At 62.5% G+C, this 15,708-nt stretch carries 15 protein-coding genes and 1 pseudogene; 6 read left to right on the top strand and 10 right to left on the bottom strand.

Annotated features, from left to right (window positions below; genetic code table 11):
• Positions 1–4 precede the first annotated feature (4 nt).
• Positions 5–847, bottom strand: coding sequence for a DUF1932 domain-containing protein (locus tag ACFWM7_RS08025; protein WP_383256439.1), 843 nt, complete (start codon positions 845–847; stop codon positions 5–7).
• Between the two features lie 300 nt (positions 848–1,147).
• Here ACFWM7_RS08025 and ACFWM7_RS08020 point away from each other — a divergent pair, with 300 nt between their 5' ends.
• The 6 genes from ACFWM7_RS08020 to ACFWM7_RS07995 all read left to right on the top strand — a co-directional run bounded on the left by ACFWM7_RS08020 (position 1,148) and on the right by ACFWM7_RS07995 (position 6,184).
• Complete coding sequence (locus ACFWM7_RS08020; protein WP_383256436.1) at positions 1,148–2,377, top strand: helix-turn-helix domain-containing protein; 1,230 nt, start codon at positions 1,148–1,150, stop codon at positions 2,375–2,377.
• A gap of 283 nt (positions 2,378–2,660) precedes the next feature.
• Positions 2,661–2,879 (top strand): hypothetical protein, encoded by a 219-nt coding sequence (locus ACFWM7_RS08015; RefSeq protein WP_073741181.1) that lies wholly within the window; start codon positions 2,661–2,663, stop codon positions 2,877–2,879.
• Positions 2,876–3,085 (top strand): hypothetical protein, encoded by a 210-nt coding sequence (locus ACFWM7_RS08010; RefSeq protein ID WP_383256434.1) that lies wholly within the window; start codon positions 2,876–2,878, stop codon positions 3,083–3,085. Before ACFWM7_RS08015 ends, ACFWM7_RS08010 begins: the two co-directional genes overlap by 4 nt.
• Positions 3,086–3,182: 97 nt before the next feature.
• Positions 3,183–4,415 (top strand): hypothetical protein, encoded by a 1,233-nt coding sequence (locus ACFWM7_RS08005; RefSeq protein ID WP_383256498.1) that lies wholly within the window; start codon positions 3,183–3,185, stop codon positions 4,413–4,415.
• A gap of 108 nt (positions 4,416–4,523) precedes the next feature.
• Positions 4,524–5,846, top strand: coding sequence for a UDP-glucose dehydrogenase family protein (locus ACFWM7_RS08000; RefSeq protein WP_383256431.1), 1,323 nt, complete (start codon positions 4,524–4,526; stop codon positions 5,844–5,846).
• A 26-nt stretch (positions 5,847–5,872) separates the two neighbouring features.
• Complete coding sequence (locus ACFWM7_RS07995) at positions 5,873–6,184, top strand: MazG-like family protein (RefSeq protein WP_383256428.1); 312 nt, start codon at positions 5,873–5,875, stop codon at positions 6,182–6,184.
• Between the two features lie 376 nt (positions 6,185–6,560).
• Here the strand turns inward: ACFWM7_RS07995 and ACFWM7_RS07990 are convergent, their stop codons facing one another.
• From ACFWM7_RS07990 to ACFWM7_RS07950, 9 genes and pseudogenes are all read right to left on the bottom strand, one after another.
• The gene (locus ACFWM7_RS07990; protein ID WP_383256425.1) at positions 6,561–7,343 is read right to left on the bottom strand and encodes a DUF3883 domain-containing protein; all 783 of its coding nucleotides are present in this window, start codon (positions 7,341–7,343) and stop codon (positions 6,561–6,563) included.
• Positions 7,344–7,534: 191 nt separating this feature from the next.
• Entirely contained in the window at positions 7,535–9,496 is a 1,962-nt protein-coding gene (locus ACFWM7_RS07985) for an SNF2-related protein (protein WP_383256422.1), read from the bottom strand.
• A 2-nt stretch (positions 9,497–9,498) separates the two neighbouring features.
• Complete coding sequence (locus ACFWM7_RS07980) at positions 9,499–10,431, bottom strand: hypothetical protein (RefSeq protein ID WP_364885917.1); 933 nt, start codon at positions 10,429–10,431, stop codon at positions 9,499–9,501.
• A 443-nt stretch (positions 10,432–10,874) separates the two neighbouring features.
• Entirely contained in the window at positions 10,875–12,866 is a 1,992-nt protein-coding gene (locus tag ACFWM7_RS07975; RefSeq protein ID WP_383256418.1) for a DUF1156 domain-containing protein, read from the bottom strand.
• Between the two features lie 706 nt (positions 12,867–13,572).
• Positions 13,573–13,749: pseudogene (locus ACFWM7_RS07970) on the bottom strand (site-specific integrase); the annotation flags it as partial.
• Positions 13,750–13,806: 57 nt separating this feature from the next.
• Entirely contained in the window at positions 13,807–14,496 is a 690-nt protein-coding gene (locus tag ACFWM7_RS07965) for a contact-dependent growth inhibition system immunity protein (RefSeq protein WP_383256415.1), read from the bottom strand.
• A gap of 12 nt (positions 14,497–14,508) precedes the next feature.
• A complete protein-coding gene (locus ACFWM7_RS07960) occupies positions 14,509–14,814 on the bottom strand; it encodes an RNase A-like domain-containing protein (protein ID WP_383256412.1) in 306 nt (101 codons plus the stop codon).
• Between the two features lie 9 nt (positions 14,815–14,823).
• On the bottom strand, positions 14,824–15,432 hold the full coding sequence (locus ACFWM7_RS07955) for a hypothetical protein (RefSeq protein ID WP_383256410.1): 609 nt from the start codon (positions 15,430–15,432) through the stop codon (positions 14,824–14,826).
• A gap of 98 nt (positions 15,433–15,530) precedes the next feature.
• On the bottom strand, positions 15,531–15,708 hold a 178-nt coding region (locus ACFWM7_RS07950; protein WP_383256495.1), incomplete at its 5' end, for a transposase.

Here is a 15,708-nt window from a genome sequence, read left to right as displayed (position 1 = left end):
CGAATCAACGGCTCTTCTCTGACCGGAGCTGGGAGAGGGTGTGCACGACCGGCAGGTCGAACTGGTCCTTGTCCTGCTCCCAGTAGGCGAGCACCCGAGCCGTGGCTTCGGCCATGTCCGTGGGCAGGTCAGCCGCGCGGAGAGTATCGGCGACCTCTTCCATCTCGGGCGCCCAGCGCCAGGCTCGGGCTGCCACGCTCGGTAGATACTCCGGATCGGAGAGGATCGCGGAGATCATGACCTCGGCTTCGGCTGTGAGCTGATCACCGACTCCGTGGGCGTCGGCGAGCGCGTGAGCGACTCCGGCGAGGGTGCGGGCGACCTTCTGGTAGCTGGAGAAGGCCATCTTCAGCGCGGAAGCGGAACCGAGTGTGTCCCCGACGCGGCACACATGCAGCGCAGAGTCCGTGAACAGCGACGCCACCAGATCGACGGCAGAGTCGGCCCCTGCGAGATAGAGCCGTGTGGCACGCCCCTCGCCTGGCGGCTGACCGAAAACGGCACCGTCGACAACTGCGGAGCCGGGGCGGATCTCGTCAGCGATGTGCCGTACGCGTTGAGGGCTCATGGCGTTGAGATCGGCGTACACCCCCGCGAAGCCATGTGCGGCCACCGCCACCGCGACGTCCTCCGCCGCCTGTGGTGGGCAGACCGAGAGAACGACCGCGCTCCGCGACAGCGCTTCCGCGAGTGAGTCGTACGCCGTGGCACCAGCCTCTCTCCCTCGGAGCCAAGTGTTGTCACTGCGGCCCTTGGTCACCGAGAGCGCCTCATGGCCGCCGGCGACGAGCTCGGCGGTGATCGCCGCGCCCATGGTTCCAGGGTGGAGGACGGTCACGGTGATCACTGGCTGCCTCCGGCGGTGCGCGACGTGGAGTGTTCCTCATCCCCATGATCCGCTGTCTCTCGGCACCGGCGGCTTCAGGATCAATGCCTGATGGCAGTCCGGGCACTGATGGCGGACAGAAGTGCCTCCGGTCTCGGACTCGCCGTTCAGGACGGGACAGCGGTACACGGGCCGCGGCCCCGACGGTCCTTGCAGCTCGTCTCACGCTGAAGCCGCGTCATGGGTACCGTGCAGGAGACGAACTCTGTACGGACAGATCGGCGGTCGCGCCGGATCGTCCGGCGGCTGGGAGGTGTCCTGATGCTGGAGGAAGCCGAGGAGATCGGCAAGCGCGCTCGCAGGGCGAGGCTGCGGCTGGGCATGCCGCAGGCCGACCTGGCGACGGCCCTCGGGAAGTCGCAGGGCTGGGTGTCGAAGATGGAGCGTGGCCTGATCGAGCTGGACCGGGTCGGGCTGCTCAACCAGGTGGCCGCAGAGCTGCACGTCCATCCGAACGACCTGATCGGACGCCCGTACAGCAGCTCCCCTGACGACAGCCAGTGGCAGATCGCCGCCTCGTCGATCCTGCGCGAGCTGCGTCGCTACGACCTCGTTCCCGTCTTCGACGGGGTTCCGCGACCGGCGTCACAGCTATGGCGTGAGGTGACCCGGCTGCACCGCCTGCGGGACACCGCCTCCAACGTCGCGATCCTGCGAGTTCTCCCGGACCTGTTCCGGGAAGCGCGCGCCCTGGCGGAGGAATCGGACGGGCACGAGCGGGAAGAGGCGTATGCCGTCTACGCCGTGTGCTGCAAGTTCGCGCACACCGCCGCGCACGCCCTCGGACACCCGGAGCTGGTGGCCATGGCGTGCGAACGGGCCGCGTGGTCAGCCAGGTTGTCGGGAGATCCGGTGCTGCCTGCCGTCGCCGACTGGATGCGCGTCTGGGACATGTGGGCGACGGCTGACTGGGCCGACGCTCTGACCCTCTCGGACAAGGCGATCGCCTCGGTGCAACAGCCGTACGAGCACGGTGATCCGCTGGCCGTGCGGGCTTGGGGCACGCTTCAGCTTCGGGCGGCCATCTCCGCCGCTCGGGCCAACCGTCCATCGGAAGCGGAGGACCGGATCGGGCACGCGAAGGACGCGGCAGAACGCATGGACGCCTACGTCGGCGCACCGGTGTACGACCGGCATTCGCTGACGTTCTCCGCCGGGAACGTGCAGATCCACGCGATCAGCGTCGCCCTGGAAATGGGCAAGCAGGGCAAAGCTCTGGAGATAAACCGCCGCACCAGCCCGGGCTTGGTCGGGGCACTGCCCAACTCCCGTCAGGGTCACCACCACATGGACGTCGCACGGGCCTGGCTGTGGGACGGAAACCGGGCAAAGGCCCTCACCGAGCTGGAGACGGCTGAGCGGATCGCGCCGCAGCTCGTACGGAACCATCCCATCGCCCGTTCAACGCTTCGCAGCATCGTCTACGCGGAACGAGCAGCCACGAGGGAGAAGCTGCGGCACATGTCCGACCGCTTTCACCTGGACGGATAGGGGTCGTATTCCTCCGGCTCATATTCGAGGCTCGTCCTGTCCCTAACTTCGGAGCATGACGCGACGACGTTCTTCTCATCTTCCCTCGCAGGAAGCCGAGTTAGGTACGGCAGCACCGTTCGTTCCACGGCTCGGCGACCTCGCCACGGACAGCGCTCGCGATGGCCGTGTGGGCGTCGTGGTCGCTCTCCCTGGTGAGGGCTCTGCTACGACGTACCACCTGCGTCCGCCCGGGGGCGGGGCCCCGTGGTCCGCGCCCGCCGACGGGACGACGCTCAGTCCCGTGCCAGTGAGGGCAACCCACGCCACGCTCTCGGCCGGACGGGACGCGGTCTATGACCCGAGGGCCCGACAGGGATCGGTTCCCATCGAGTTCCACTTGGATGACGGCTCGACCCTCGATGGCGCGCTCATCCTCACCTCAGCCGAGGTGGAGTGGCTGCACCAGCAGACCAGCCGCCTCGTCGACGCACATGAACGCGCCCTCGGCGGCACCCCGTGACCGAGCCTCGGCGACGCCACGCCCGAAAGGCCGCGCCGCGCTCCGTACGCCCCGAAGGCGGAGGCATCGCGCTCACGCTTCTGGCCGTCGCCGGCCTGGTGGGACCGGCCTGGGCACTGCGTGAGCAGGCCGCCCCGCTCCTCAACGGCCTCGGTCACCAGGTCGCCGCCGTCTCAGCGGACGCGAGCCCTCCCTCCGACCACTGACTCCGCTCCACTGTCCGGGACGTTCACCCCACGTTCCCAGCAAACGGAGCCTGCCATGCACCCGGAACATCCAGGCGTGATTCTCCAGGGAGAGATCGTGGACATCCCCTACATCGTCATCGACCAGCTCACCCCCGACCAACAGCAGGTCTGGAAGACCTACTTCGGCGACGCCGACCGACCCCGCTACATCGAGGAAGGCATCTGGCGTCGTACGCAGGAGAAGGCCACGGCCGAACAGAGCGGCTGGACGGCCGCCGACGACGCCCGGCGGCGGATCATCCACTACCGCTACCGGTACGGCCTGGTCCCCACCACCGCCGCGCCGGCCATCGGCCTGACCGACCTGTACCTCTACCACTCCGCCACCGCTCCCGGGGACGAGATCGACGCGCACCACGACGCCCTGTGGGACTCGCTGGCCACCGGCGCCTGGAAGGAGGCTCCCGGTGGATTCTTATGGACACGTCGGGATCTGAAGTGCCGCATCACCGAGCACGACGTCCACCCCCAGGACGCCGCTGCGGGCCGCACCCTCCCCGTCGGCTACCGGAGCCTGGACGTGCAGATCGCCTCGGTCTCCTACGCACCGCCGCCCTCTGTCCGACAGCTGCCATGGAACGTCCTCTCCACCGGAATTAGGTGCAAGGACCGCCCCGGTACGCCGACCCGCGTCCCGGACCTGTCCGTCCTCGCGGACCTGCTGCCGTTCCAGGTGGAGATCGGCTGCGGTACGTCGGTCGAGGCGGGTATCCCGCCGCTGCACCGGCTCCACGAGATTTACCGGGTGACCGACCGTCAGGGCCACGAGCCTCGGGAACACCGCTTCACCCTCTCCCCGACAGCGGACACGCTCCTCCACGAGGTTCTGACGGAGCCGGAGGAGAAGACTGCGGAATTCGTGGAGATGTTCCGCGCCTGCTTTCTGGCCGAACCGACTCCGGCCATGTGGGCGCTGAAGGAACTGAAGGACGCCGGTCACCTCGTCGGCCCGGTCATCACCAACAACTTCGACGTGCTCGCGGCGCGCGCCGGGCTCGACGAGTGCTTCATGCGCCGCTACGACCAGGCCGTACCCGATGTCGAGTGGGTGGACGGCGCCAAGGCCCTCCTCGTCGTCGGCCTGCACGCCGACCGCCGCAAGGTCCAGGCCCGCGCCCGCGCTCGCGGCATGCAGGTCGTCTACCTGGACCCGGAGGGCTTCTGGCGCGACGGCCAGTTCCTGCCCTACCCCCTGGAAGGGCCCCAGGACAGCGACCTGGTGTGCCGGGCAACCGCCGCCGAGGCGCTACCCGCCCTCGTCAACCTGCTGATGCAGCACGCTGGTTGATTCGCCTGCACGAAGAGGGCCCTGCCGGGTGTTGGCGCTAGCGTGACGCACCCGGCCGGCCCGGACTCCTCTGGGCGGGCGAGAGGCAAGGAAAGGAGCGTCGACCCCATGCGCGTATCCGTCATCGGCTGCGGTCACCTGGGCATCCCCCACGCCGCTGCCATGGCCGAGATCGGCCACGAGGTCATCGGCGTGGACCTGGACCAGGCGAAGATCGACCGCCTCAACGCCGGCGAGTGCCCCATCTACGAGGACGGCCTTCCCGAACTCCTCAGCACCCACACCGCCACCGGACGCCTGCGGTTCACCACCAGCCTCGCCGAGGCGGCCGAGTTCGCCGACATCCACTTCCTGGCCGTGGGCACGCCGATCGACGCGGACGGACGGAGCTACGACACCGGACAGGTCTTCGGCGCCGCCCGCGCCCTCGCCCCCCACCTGACCCGCCCCACGGTCGTCATCGGCAAGTCCACGGTCACCGTCGGCACCTCCCGCGACCTCGGTGCTCTTCTCGCCCGGCTCTCCCCGGCCGGTGAGGACGTGGAGGTGGTCTGGAACCCCGAGTTCCTGCGCGAGGGCCACGCCATCGACGACACCCTGCGCCCCGACCGGATCGTTGTCGGCGTCCCCTCGGCCCGCGCCGAGGACGCGGTACGCGAGGTCTACGCACCCCTCCTGGCGAACGGCATCCCGCTGTTCGTCACCGACCCCGCCACCGCCGAACTCATCAAGGGCGCCGCCAACGCCTACCTCGGCATGAAGATCTCGTTCATCAACGGCGTCGCCGACATGTGTACCGCCGCCGGAGCCGACGTCCAGCAGCTCACCGAGGCCATCGGCCTAGACCCCCGCATCGGCCGCGGCGGCCTGAACGCCGGCCCCGGCTACGGCGGCGGCTGCCTCCCGAAGGACGTCCGCGCCTTCACCGCCTCCGCCCGCACCTTGGGCGCCGCCGAGGCAGCGACCATGCTGCGCGCGGCGGAGGAGGTCAACGAGTCCCGACCCACCGCCGCACTGAAGCTCATCGAGCAGACGCTCGGCCGACCCGTCGACGGCGTACGCATCACCGTCTGGGGCGCCTCCTTCAAGGCCGGTACCGACGACGTCCGCGAATCCCCGGCCCTGGCGATCGCCGCGCTCATGCACCAGCGCGGCGCGACCGTCACCGTCCACGACCCGCACGCCGTGCCCACAGCACTGCGCCGCCACCCCGAACTCGACTACTGCGAAGACCTCGAAGGCTCACTCGCGGCAGCGGAGTTGATCGTCCTGGCCACCGAATGGCCCCACTTCCGCGAGGCCGATCCCAAGGCCCTCGCCCCACTGGTCGCGGACCAGGTCCTCGTCGACCTCCGCAACCTCATCGACGCCGATGCCTGGCGCATGGCCGGATGGACCGTACGCCAGCTCGGACGACCCGCACAGGAATAGCCGAACCCATCGATCGGAGGTCCGACGTGGACACCCTGTGGGACAACATCGAGAAGCTCTCCGCCGTCTGCCGAGCAGCCGGCGCCCACCTCCCCGACGAGGAGCTCAAAGCCCTGCAGGTCGGCAAGGTCGCCGAGGAAGCCGGCGAGGCCATGCACGCCCTCCACGGCCTGAAGGGCCTCACCACCTGCGCCGACGACCACACCTGGCCCGAGGTCCAGAACGACCTGGTCGGCGCCGTCATCGCAGCCCTCCTGGCCATGCACTACATCGACCCCATCGGCGCCCGCGCCACCTTCGACGAGATCTGTCACCGACGGACTCGTCGGGGGCGCTAGGGCAATGCCGCGGCCTGACGACCGCTGAACGCACCACCGGCCGCGCCGACGAGGCGCGGCCGGCAACCAATGCTTGCGGCCACCGTCGTGGGGCCAAGAGGGCCAAGACCTCGATCGCGCAGGCACGTTCCACGAAATGACAGAAGTCGCAGGAGCCCGCCGGGCTTTTGACATTTTGCGGGAACCGCTGGGTGCGACTGGTTGAGCTGGCCCCGGCGGCCGGCGTGGAGAGCAGGGATCCCTCCCACGACGTCCGGAAGCCCACATCGACCGGACTTCAAGACATCGCGGCACAGCAGACCGTAGACGCGGGCCAAGTACCTAATCAGAGCGCGGTAGGACTTCACCTACTGCGTCAAGACCTGCGCAACCGACCTCACTCCGTCGGGCCCGTCCGCTCAGATGCACCTGATCGAGTCACTAGATACTGAGTCGGTACCGCAGACAGCTGATTCGAGGCCAGCATGCCTTCCAGGCCGCGAAATACCAGAGGATACCCAAGCCCAGTCAACTTATCAAATTCATCTTTGACGGGAGCCTTCAGTGAAATCCCTCCCCAAAAATGTATTTCGTAGCAATCTCCGAACCGATGAGCCATTCCCCACTCATTACGACTCAGAAAAAACCGCACCGACTTATCTCCACTAGCCTTTACCTCAATCATGCGCTTAGGTGCAAAATTGGCATCTTCAATATCGTACCCCAGCGCCTCATCATCTCTCGCTACCCAGCGAACCTTAGCAGGATCGTCAGCCGCCAACCGACAGTATTGATAACTGTAGAGTTCACCTCTATTACCCATGTCCTTTCTATAGTCGAAATCAGGGCCAGCGGTCGGCGGGAGCAATGACCATACGTCGCTTATTTCTGCCACCACATCAGCAGCCACCGTCAACCGATCAGTCAGCACAACGGATCCCGCAAAGCGACGCAAAATACCCGTCAGTTGAGGTGCAAATGTAAGCGCCAGATCCCGGGGGCAGACAAGCGAACGAGAGACATCAATCTCGCTCACCTCAAGAAGACTACGCGCCTGGCTGGCAAACAGGCCCGAACGAATCAGCGCCAGACCTAGCAGTCTTCCACCCGACTGATGATCTTGCGTAGCAACCTTTAGCCCGGCCTTGGTTACCTTCAGCCACGTATCCTGCACTTCCACAAGGCCGATTTGCATCAAGACGTCTAGGAGTACGGGGACATCGTCTATAGGACCGCCACATTGCCGCCAAAGGTGCCGACGAGCCTTCTCGGTGTCGATGCCCGGCGGTGGATACCTTCTGATAGTCGTGAGCATCACCGGCAGACGGACTACTCGTACAGCAGTCAACCAGCTACCCAAGTCCCGTTGTGTCACTCGCCCTGCCCCAACAAGTAACGCAACAACAACTCCAAATCCTTCTCACTGCCCTCCGCGTCTACAGACGGGTCCTCAGAAAGATCAATCGGCAACAGCTCCGCCCCTTCAAGCAGTTGCTGCATTCGACGGGACTTGGATTCCAGAGAACTCTGAACCAAAGCATCGACCGTCTCCCGACCGTCAACAAGCGCGTCGATGATATGGATGTTAATCGAGGCGTCCGCTGGCAGCCCAAGCCGGTGAATTCGGTCAATGGACTGCAAGTACATCGCACAGTCATACGTACGATCAAGATAAATCGCATTATGGCATGAGCTGTGCAAAGAAATTGACTCAGAACACGAAGCGGGATTTGTTACGAGAACTGCTGGCCCCGGCTCTTGCAAGAATCTATCGATTACAGACTCGCGAGTGTCTCCGTCACCGGCTACCTCAGCATCGGCTCTGGCGTCCGAATGCAAATCATCCCGACCTGCTGGGACTCGACCATCAATTTGATAGCACGGGATACCCAGACTCTCAGACACCAGGTTTCTAAAGTGGTCGAGGTTGGCCACGAAGTTGCTCCAGCAGACTACCTTCTCTCCCCTTTGAGCAATTGACGTAATGAGCTCCACCGCCAGAGCCGACTTGGCTGGAACCTCCCCACCTGAACCATAATTCGCGAGGCGTTCCATCAAAGTTGGGCTAGAGTCCTCAATGCGAGGAAGTCGAAAATACGCATCCTTAGAAGAGAAAACCAATGGGTTTGTCGCAGCCTGCAAAAGCCGGATAGGCCGTCCTCGGCGAAGACTGTCGATCTTATCTCGCCACGTCGCCGCATCTGCAATTTTCTGACGAAATCTACCTTCGATCAACTCGTAAATTTCGGCCTGCGTGCCCGACAGATTAGCCGAATGATGATGGATCGAGTAGGGAGGCAGACCCAGGGCAGATTTCGGGGTACGCGAAACGAATGGCATGACTTCACGAACCACATCATCGAAGTCGTTTTCGACGCGCGCTGCAAAAGCGTCCCTAGTGCCCGTCAATTGTCCATCTGGCCATAGAATGTTGAGCTGACTATACAGATCTCTACCTGACTGCGGCATTGGAGTTCCGGAGAGAACCATGCGCACCTTGGCTCGCTTTGCAAGCTCAACTAGCGCGGGTGCCCAAACTCCTCCACGGAATCTTTTCACGCGATGCGACTCATCAACGATCAGCATCACGTTGTGAGTGACGAAGAGGTCGAGCAACATCAACTGATCCGCTGCCGCAGTTGGATAGCTGAGGAGCAGCAGATCTCTCGTTCTCGTCTTCTGGTAAATGGCCTGCCTTTGGCGCGCTGACCCCCGGATCCTCCTGGTTCTTATAAGAGGACCTACTGCAATACGGGTCTCCTTTTCCCATGGGTCGAAACATGCCAACGGTCCAACTACCACCACCAAATCGACTGTTCCCGACTGCAGGTGGGTGACTGCTGTAGCTAGCGTCGTTGTTGTCTTTCCAGCTCCCGGAACAGAGAAATTCCCAACGTTGATCGCAGTTAGTGCGTGGGCCACACCTGCACGTTGGTGGGGGCGGAGCTTCCTTTCCGCCGACCAACCAAACGTCTGAAGAGAGGAATCAACTCGGGAGAAGTCGAAATCGACCGACTCACCCTTTTGTTTTTGGGCAGCCTCTTGGGTCCTAACAAAGCTGCGTCGACGCTCCAGCTCCGCGTTGACAGTGGTCTTAACCTCGCCAGCACCCTCTGCCTCGTACCCGTTCGCGAGAAGCCAGTCATAAACCCGGAGGACCAAGGTTGAGGTACTGAGTCGTCGACGCGGACACCGGTAAGCACCCTCTAGCGCTTTCGCTCCAAGGACACTCCGGAAGAACAGGCGAGCTCTGCGATCAACGGCTAGCGCAGTGCCGACTACCAAGAGCTCGTCATCGACGAACTCCAGTGTGACCCTCTTGGAGTTCTCCATCTCTAAATGGCTCGATCGGCGAAGTGCCTGTTTTCGTCAACCCATTGAACGATTTTCTCCAAATTCTCCCTCACCTTGATTCCTTCGTCTCTCGACAAGGCGCTGCTTAGACGGTTCTTTTCCGTGAGGACCTCAAGGCGATTGCAAATTTCTTGGAGTACCTGTGCGACGTCATCCTGCTGAGACGCCGAGAACCCGTCAATTGCTAGCTCGATAGCGGTACCAACCGCCACCTTCGGGTAATTAGCTACCTCTGGTCCGGGCCCCTCATCATCGGCCTCAGATTCCTCTTCGCCGGCCTCAGTCTCAATCGGCACCGATGATCCCGGGTTGGAAAGAGACGGACCAGCCGTGACATCCCATCCAGCTTCCGCATCTGCCACCTTCGTGGCCAGCTTATCGAAGCGTGGTCGATCGGACTTAAACATTGCTCGGATTACGCGAATGTCCAGATGCCCCCTATTTGCGCGGACTGCCGCGAAGAGGGTCTGGAGAATTCTATCGGCTTCTAGGGGGTACTGATCCTCGACCTGCATCATCATCCGGCCGATGTCGCGGAATCGTTCCAGGGTCTTCAACAGTCGGTGGTACTGCCCAGCCTGTTCTGAATCCTCAAGGAAGATATCCATATACTTGACTGCGAACAGGTCGCGTACCACTTCTCCCTTCGACTTTTCCACCATGCTCTGTAGTTCGCCAGCTACTGACTCAATGCTTTCGCGATCAAACCAATCAACTTCGCGGTTCTCTGCGGCTTCACGCAGAGCGAGCAGGTAGTCAATGTCGTTATAGCGAACCTTAAAGTTCTCTGTCAGCTGCTCTCGTTGTTCCATCTCCAACAACGAGGGCTCATCAATGTCCTCCCCGGGGAGGATGATCGCGTCGACCCACTCAAGGCCCGTGGAACCGATCTCTCTCTGGAGCCTTTTAACCATGGAAAGGCGACGATTCCCATTTCGCACCGTCCCATCTGGCCGAATCCAAAGAGGCGACTCTTGCTTTCGGCGAATCCAGTCATTCTTGAGAGATTCGTAGCTGCCACTCGGTTTACCGACTACCTGGTCTCCCTCGACTCTGTGAGAGACATCCAGGAGCAGAGACGTAATGGATAGCTCGTCACCAGGGATATTCTCGGGATCCAGCTGCCGGCCCAGATGTTCCTCTGCCCACATTCGCTCCGCTCGAAAGCGTCGGTTGTCTGCATTGAGTAGCAGCGCGTCCACTGGCACTCGATACACCGCAAAGTCACGCCATCCGTCCTGCACCCAGATTCGGACGCTATACTCAGCCGACCTTTTCTGTTGATCAATGACTTGCTTACGTTCACCTGAACTACGCATTGTTCCCCCCACCCCAGTTTTCGCCCTGTAACACTTGCTTAGAACACCTTGGCAAATCGAGACCGAGCCATATCGATAGCGAAGTTAAAATTTTGAATATCTGCGGCATTTACCTCCAAGGGTTTCATATTTGAAACCCAGAGGCTCACCTCGTCCGGAAATTCCTGTGCGGCCGTACCAGCCTTCGGTCGGCAGACGACCACAACATCCCACTCGCAGTTCCCCGGATTGCTGTGATGCCCCATGTGTCCGTCGCTGCGGATGGGCCATAGTTTTGTGACCACAAGTCCAGCGAAGTCCAAAGCCACTCCCACTGCCCTCCAGGCATCTGGATTCGCGGAATGGTACGTGAAGGCAAAGGGGTTAGATCCTCGTGCGCGATTTACCATTTCACTGAGGCACTGACCAAGCTGCAGACCGAAGGATTCCACGGGTTCTTCAGATCTCGGCAGCAAGGGATCGCCGGCTAGGTCGAGTTCTCCGAACCAGGCGCGGTGAAACTCGGACAACTCATCGTATGCAATGAAGTCAAAATAGGGAGGGTCAAATATAGCGACATCAATTTTCTCCAGCGCCTCTGCATCCGAAGCAGATGTGGCATTCTTAAGCTCCACCCAGAACGGTTGATTTTTCCGCAGGAAAGAGAACAGATTGGGCCTCGGTTGTTCTGTTTGAGCATCCCAAATGTGTCGACGGATTTCTCCGGTATCCGACTTTGCAACGCGCTCAATGCAAGCTGCGATAGTACCGCGCCCAGCAGTCTCATGCAGCGGATTGAGTTCCACTGTCAAAGCGGGAAGAGAATACCCACGCACCGAGAAAAGGGCAGAAAGACGGCCGTAATCGGTAGCATATCCGCATAGCCTATTATTGGTTGCGAGCGCATTTGAGATTGCGAGTTCAAGTGCCCTGCGGAAGTCATCGGCCTGAACATTGTCGCGGATCCACTTCAGCGCGTGTCCCAATACCAGGAGTTGACGCGGCGTGAAGAGCTCCTCGTACTTGTTTACGCCGTAGCTTCGAGGTCGCTCATCAGACCTTGTCGCCCTGATCTCTCCCTCAGGATGAGGGAGGTGAGGACGTTGCGCTTCCCATTCCCGAACAGCTTGCAACTGTTCAGCTTCGTCCTCATTATCCGGCGCCCGAAGGCGGCGTCGACCATTTGCCTGCGTCTCCTCGACGGCCAAAACACGTCGCCGGGCAGCACCAGTCTTAAGTTCTCGATGAGTTGATGCCACATCGCAAGACGGGCAGTGATACGCACCCGACCGAAACGTCCCTTGCGTGATCTTGAAGCGTTTTCCGCAGCATCGGATCTCTTTACGGTGTGCCGATTTCAAATTGTGAAGCTTAGAGCAAACGGGACAGAATGCTGTGATCGCATGATCGCGAACGACAGCGCCCGCTTTCTTGGGATCCCGGACGAGAACCAAATTGCGATAGAGCGGCCCAGTGGCGCTACACGAGGGGCATTGCACCTCTGCGATCGAGAAGTAATGCAAAGGCTCCGCATCGGGCTCTGATGGGTAAAGCCAGGACAATTCGGAGTGAAGGTGTGCAAGTAGAAGCTTGCCGTACTCTCGAAGTTCATTTCCGTCAACCGGCGCCAGCTCGGACTTTACGATGCGTACAGACATCGGATCCACATCCGACCCCATCACGGAAGCGCCAAGCCGCTGCGCTTCCACCAGGGTTGATCCTCCACCCATGAAAGGGTCGTAAACAGTCTTGCCAGCCAGATGATGCTCTTCAGACGCATACCTACGCCAGAATTCCTGCGCGCTAACGCCAGGAGGGAGTACGCTCGCAATAAGAAGCGCGCGAAGTAGCGCTGGTGGACGTCGAGCCCACCATCGGTGGGCAGCGTAGGCAGGGTCTCGCACTCGCCGGTCTTTGGCGATCAACTGTGAGAGTTCGCGTGCTGGAAACCACGACTCGATCAAAGTTGCACGCGTTTCCGGCTCGCTTGGAATCTCTGTAAAGTACTCTGCGAACCTCAGCTGGGTTCCTGCCGCGATATCGAGGGTCATCGTGCTCCATTTTATAGTGTTGGCTGATGGAGACTCCAGATGCCGTCACGGGCCGAGTCGCACAGCGTCCTCCCGATGAAGGATAGCTGCTCCGTGATCGCCCCCGCTGGCGAATCCGGGATCGGTAGCTCGCTACGACAGCTGTCTGCCAAGCTCAACGCCAGGCGAGCCGATCTCGTGACCGGGGCGAACACCACCGTGGAAGTTAGCCCCTCCCGCACCACCTCCCCTCTCCTGAGCTGAGTCGTGTTGCGTCAAGGTGGAGCCGGTTACCGAGCAGGCGGCCAAGGCGGCGGAAGCGCCGGAGCGCACGGACACAAGTACGCCATCGTCCCCGAGGTGGCACTGCGTCGGCCGAACCGATCGCCCTGCTGACCCCGAGCAGCGACGACAGGACCAACCTCTAGGGCAACCAAGTCCACATCATCCCCCTCTGACCAGCCAGTCCGCCCGAAGCGCAGCACGCCCCTCAAGGCCCCCCCTCGTGCCCCATCCGTGCCCAGCAGAGCGGACAACAGCGGTCAGATACGGCTCCCAGAGACCGAGGGCCATCCACCTGGCCAGTCCGAAACCGCAGGTCAGAGTGCCTTTAACTAGCCAAGCATCGCTGATTCCCAAGCTCAGAGCGCGAGTTCGATTCTCGTCACCCGCTCCACGACAAAGGCCCAGGTCATCGACCCGGGCCTTGTTTGTTGTCTGGGCCACTTCAGGCGTCGCGCACCAGATCCGCACAAGTAAGTTTCTCCTTGGCCTTCGTACGGGCGGCACGCACGAGGTCGTCCAAGCCGTCGGCTACCTCCTGCTGCCGCTCAAGGCCGGAGTGCTGGTAAATCATCGCGGCCTTCTCCGAGGACTGCCCGGCCCGGACCATCGCACCCTGGATGCACCACGCCTAGGAGGGACCGGCACCCCGGGCATAATGAGCGACACGTGCATGCAGTCAGACTGCGGCCGGTCCGGGGCCGTAGTCCGCCTTGAATCCGCCCACATCGTCCGCGAGGTGGGCCAGCCAGCCGCTCGGAGAGTACGGCCGGGGCGGGTCGACCTCCATGCCCAGCTCCGCCACCGCGAGGGCATAGCCGGATTCCTCAAGGCCGAGGGCGAGCAGTTCGTGCACCTCACCCATGAGGCGCGCAACCAGCTGCGGATCCGTGGCGGCGGTGTAATCGCGTACGGCCGCGTCGTGGTCCGGGAACTCGTCCGGCATGTCCTGCGAGAACCAGCCCCCGAGAAGCTGGCCGAGCTCGGGAAAGCGGGCGTGCCACTCCCAGTGAGTACGAGGGGTGGACGGGGGTGGGACTTCACCTTGCTCGACAGACCGTTTCAGGTGGTCAGCGACTACGAACAGCCAGTCCTGAATTGCGGCTTCGGAAAGGCCAACATCCGGCACGGGATAGAACTCACCGAGGCTCAGGCGTAGCCGGCCCGGTGGGTTGCGTGCGTACTCGCGGATCTGCTGTTCGGCTGAGGCCAGGGCCCAGGGACGGGTGTGCCAGGTATGGCGGAGGTAGGCCTGGAGGGCCTCGCTCGGCTTGTCCGGCTCGTCCTCGGCCGACATGCCTGAGTACGCGCTGATCACCTGGTCCAACTCGCCATAACGGCGGTCGAACTCGAGCGGCTTCATAGACACGGCGCTGGACCTCTACAGATAGATCGGGACGGTGGTGAGCACGACGAAGCCGTGGAGGCTGTTCGGATCACGCTTGAGCACGACACGCGCAGCGCGAACGTCAACGGGATCGCGACCGGAGAGCATCATCGCCTGCAGGAGTACCCGGCCGACGGCCGCCTCGCGAGAGGGCCAGGCGGCCTCGATGGCCAGGCGGGCACGGGTGCCCTGAGCAAGCCAGCGGTGGATCTTCTGCTCGTTGACGGTCACCACCTGCTGGGTGGCCCAATGGGCCGTTTCTCGGTCCGGGTAGGTGGCCGATCGGGTCCGTACGGTCATGTTGTCCCTTCAGCTTGCGTCGAACGACCAGATGAGGCCGACTTCGTCGTCGGACACCGCGAGGAGCCCGAAGTCCCAGACAAACTGACTCAAAGGCCAGCTAGTAGACACGTACTCATAGAAGTCCGGATTCTCACCGCCATGGCGGGTGTTGGTGAAGTACGTCGAGCCTTCGGGAAAGCGTGAAAGGATCGCCGCCGCGTGGCGTTCCATCTCGGCTCTGCGCTCGGGGAAACCTTGTTGCCGCGGCACGTTCATCGCGTTGGTCGCCAGCATGACGAGAAGACGCACCACCGAACTGCGGGGAATCTCGAAGAGCCTGCTTCGCCACCCCGCAGCACCGACCTCGTCCACCGGTGGAACGCGGAACGGGAATGCAGGGTCCTCCAGCAACTCCGGTTCGCCCACTTCCGGGTCGTCGCCTCGCCACCCTCGAGGGTCCGCCACCGCCCTGCGCATGATCGCGGTTACGTCGGGCAGCCAGTCCTCCCCAGTCCGCGGACCCACTGCGATGAACGAGTACCGATGGCGGTACATCTCGACCGCCGCCGACCACACATCGGCGTCCAGAGCCGCCGACGGTCCACACGTCGGGCCGTGGTGGGATTCGCTGTGCATCCGGGACCTCTTACTTGGGCATCGAGCTGAAGACGATGTAGGGCGGGTTCAAGTCTGGTTTATACAGAAGACGTATCGCGACTCCCTTAGACCGTGTCCTACATGGTCAGTTTGAGGAATCGTTTGTAGCAGCAGAGAGCGGCTGCCAGTCCGAGAAAGGCCAGGTAGTTGCCTGGTTTCCGCTCGTAGCGGTGGTTGAGTCTGCGGTAGCCGGTCAGCCAGGACATGGTGCGCTCGATGACCCATCTGCGGCGGCCGAGCCGCTCGCTGGATTCG

The organism is Streptomyces sp. NPDC058375 (assembly GCF_042723425.1).
Taxonomy (GTDB): Bacteria; Actinomycetota; Actinomycetes; order Streptomycetales; family Streptomycetaceae; genus Streptomyces; species Streptomyces durocortorensis.
The sequence above is the reverse complement of the archived record's forward strand: the minus strand, read 5'-3'. Positions and strand labels throughout refer to the sequence as shown.

Coding starts and splice junctions, on each gene's coding strand:
- ACFWM7_RS08020 (WP_383256436.1), top strand. CDS start 1,148: ATGCTGGAGGAAGCCGAGGAGATCGGCAAGCGCGCTCGCAGGGCGAGG.
- ACFWM7_RS08000 (WP_383256431.1), top strand. CDS start 4,524: ATGCGCGTATCCGTCATCGGCTGCGGTCACCTGGGCATCCCCCACGCC.
- ACFWM7_RS07985 (WP_383256422.1), bottom strand. CDS start 9,496: ATGGAGAACTCCAAGAGGGTCACACTGGAGTTCGTCGATGACGAGCTC.
- ACFWM7_RS07980 (WP_364885917.1), bottom strand. CDS start 10,431: ATGGTTAAAAGGCTCCAGAGAGAGATCGGTTCCACGGGCCTTGAGTGG.
- ACFWM7_RS07975 (WP_383256418.1), bottom strand. CDS start 12,866: ATGACCCTCGATATCGCGGCAGGAACCCAGCTGAGGTTCGCAGAGTAC.
- ACFWM7_RS07960 (WP_383256412.1), bottom strand. CDS start 14,814: ATGACCGTACGGACCCGATCGGCCACCTACCCGGACCGAGAAACGGCC.
- ACFWM7_RS07955 (WP_383256410.1), bottom strand. CDS start 15,432: ATGCACAGCGAATCCCACCACGGCCCGACGTGTGGACCGTCGGCGGCT.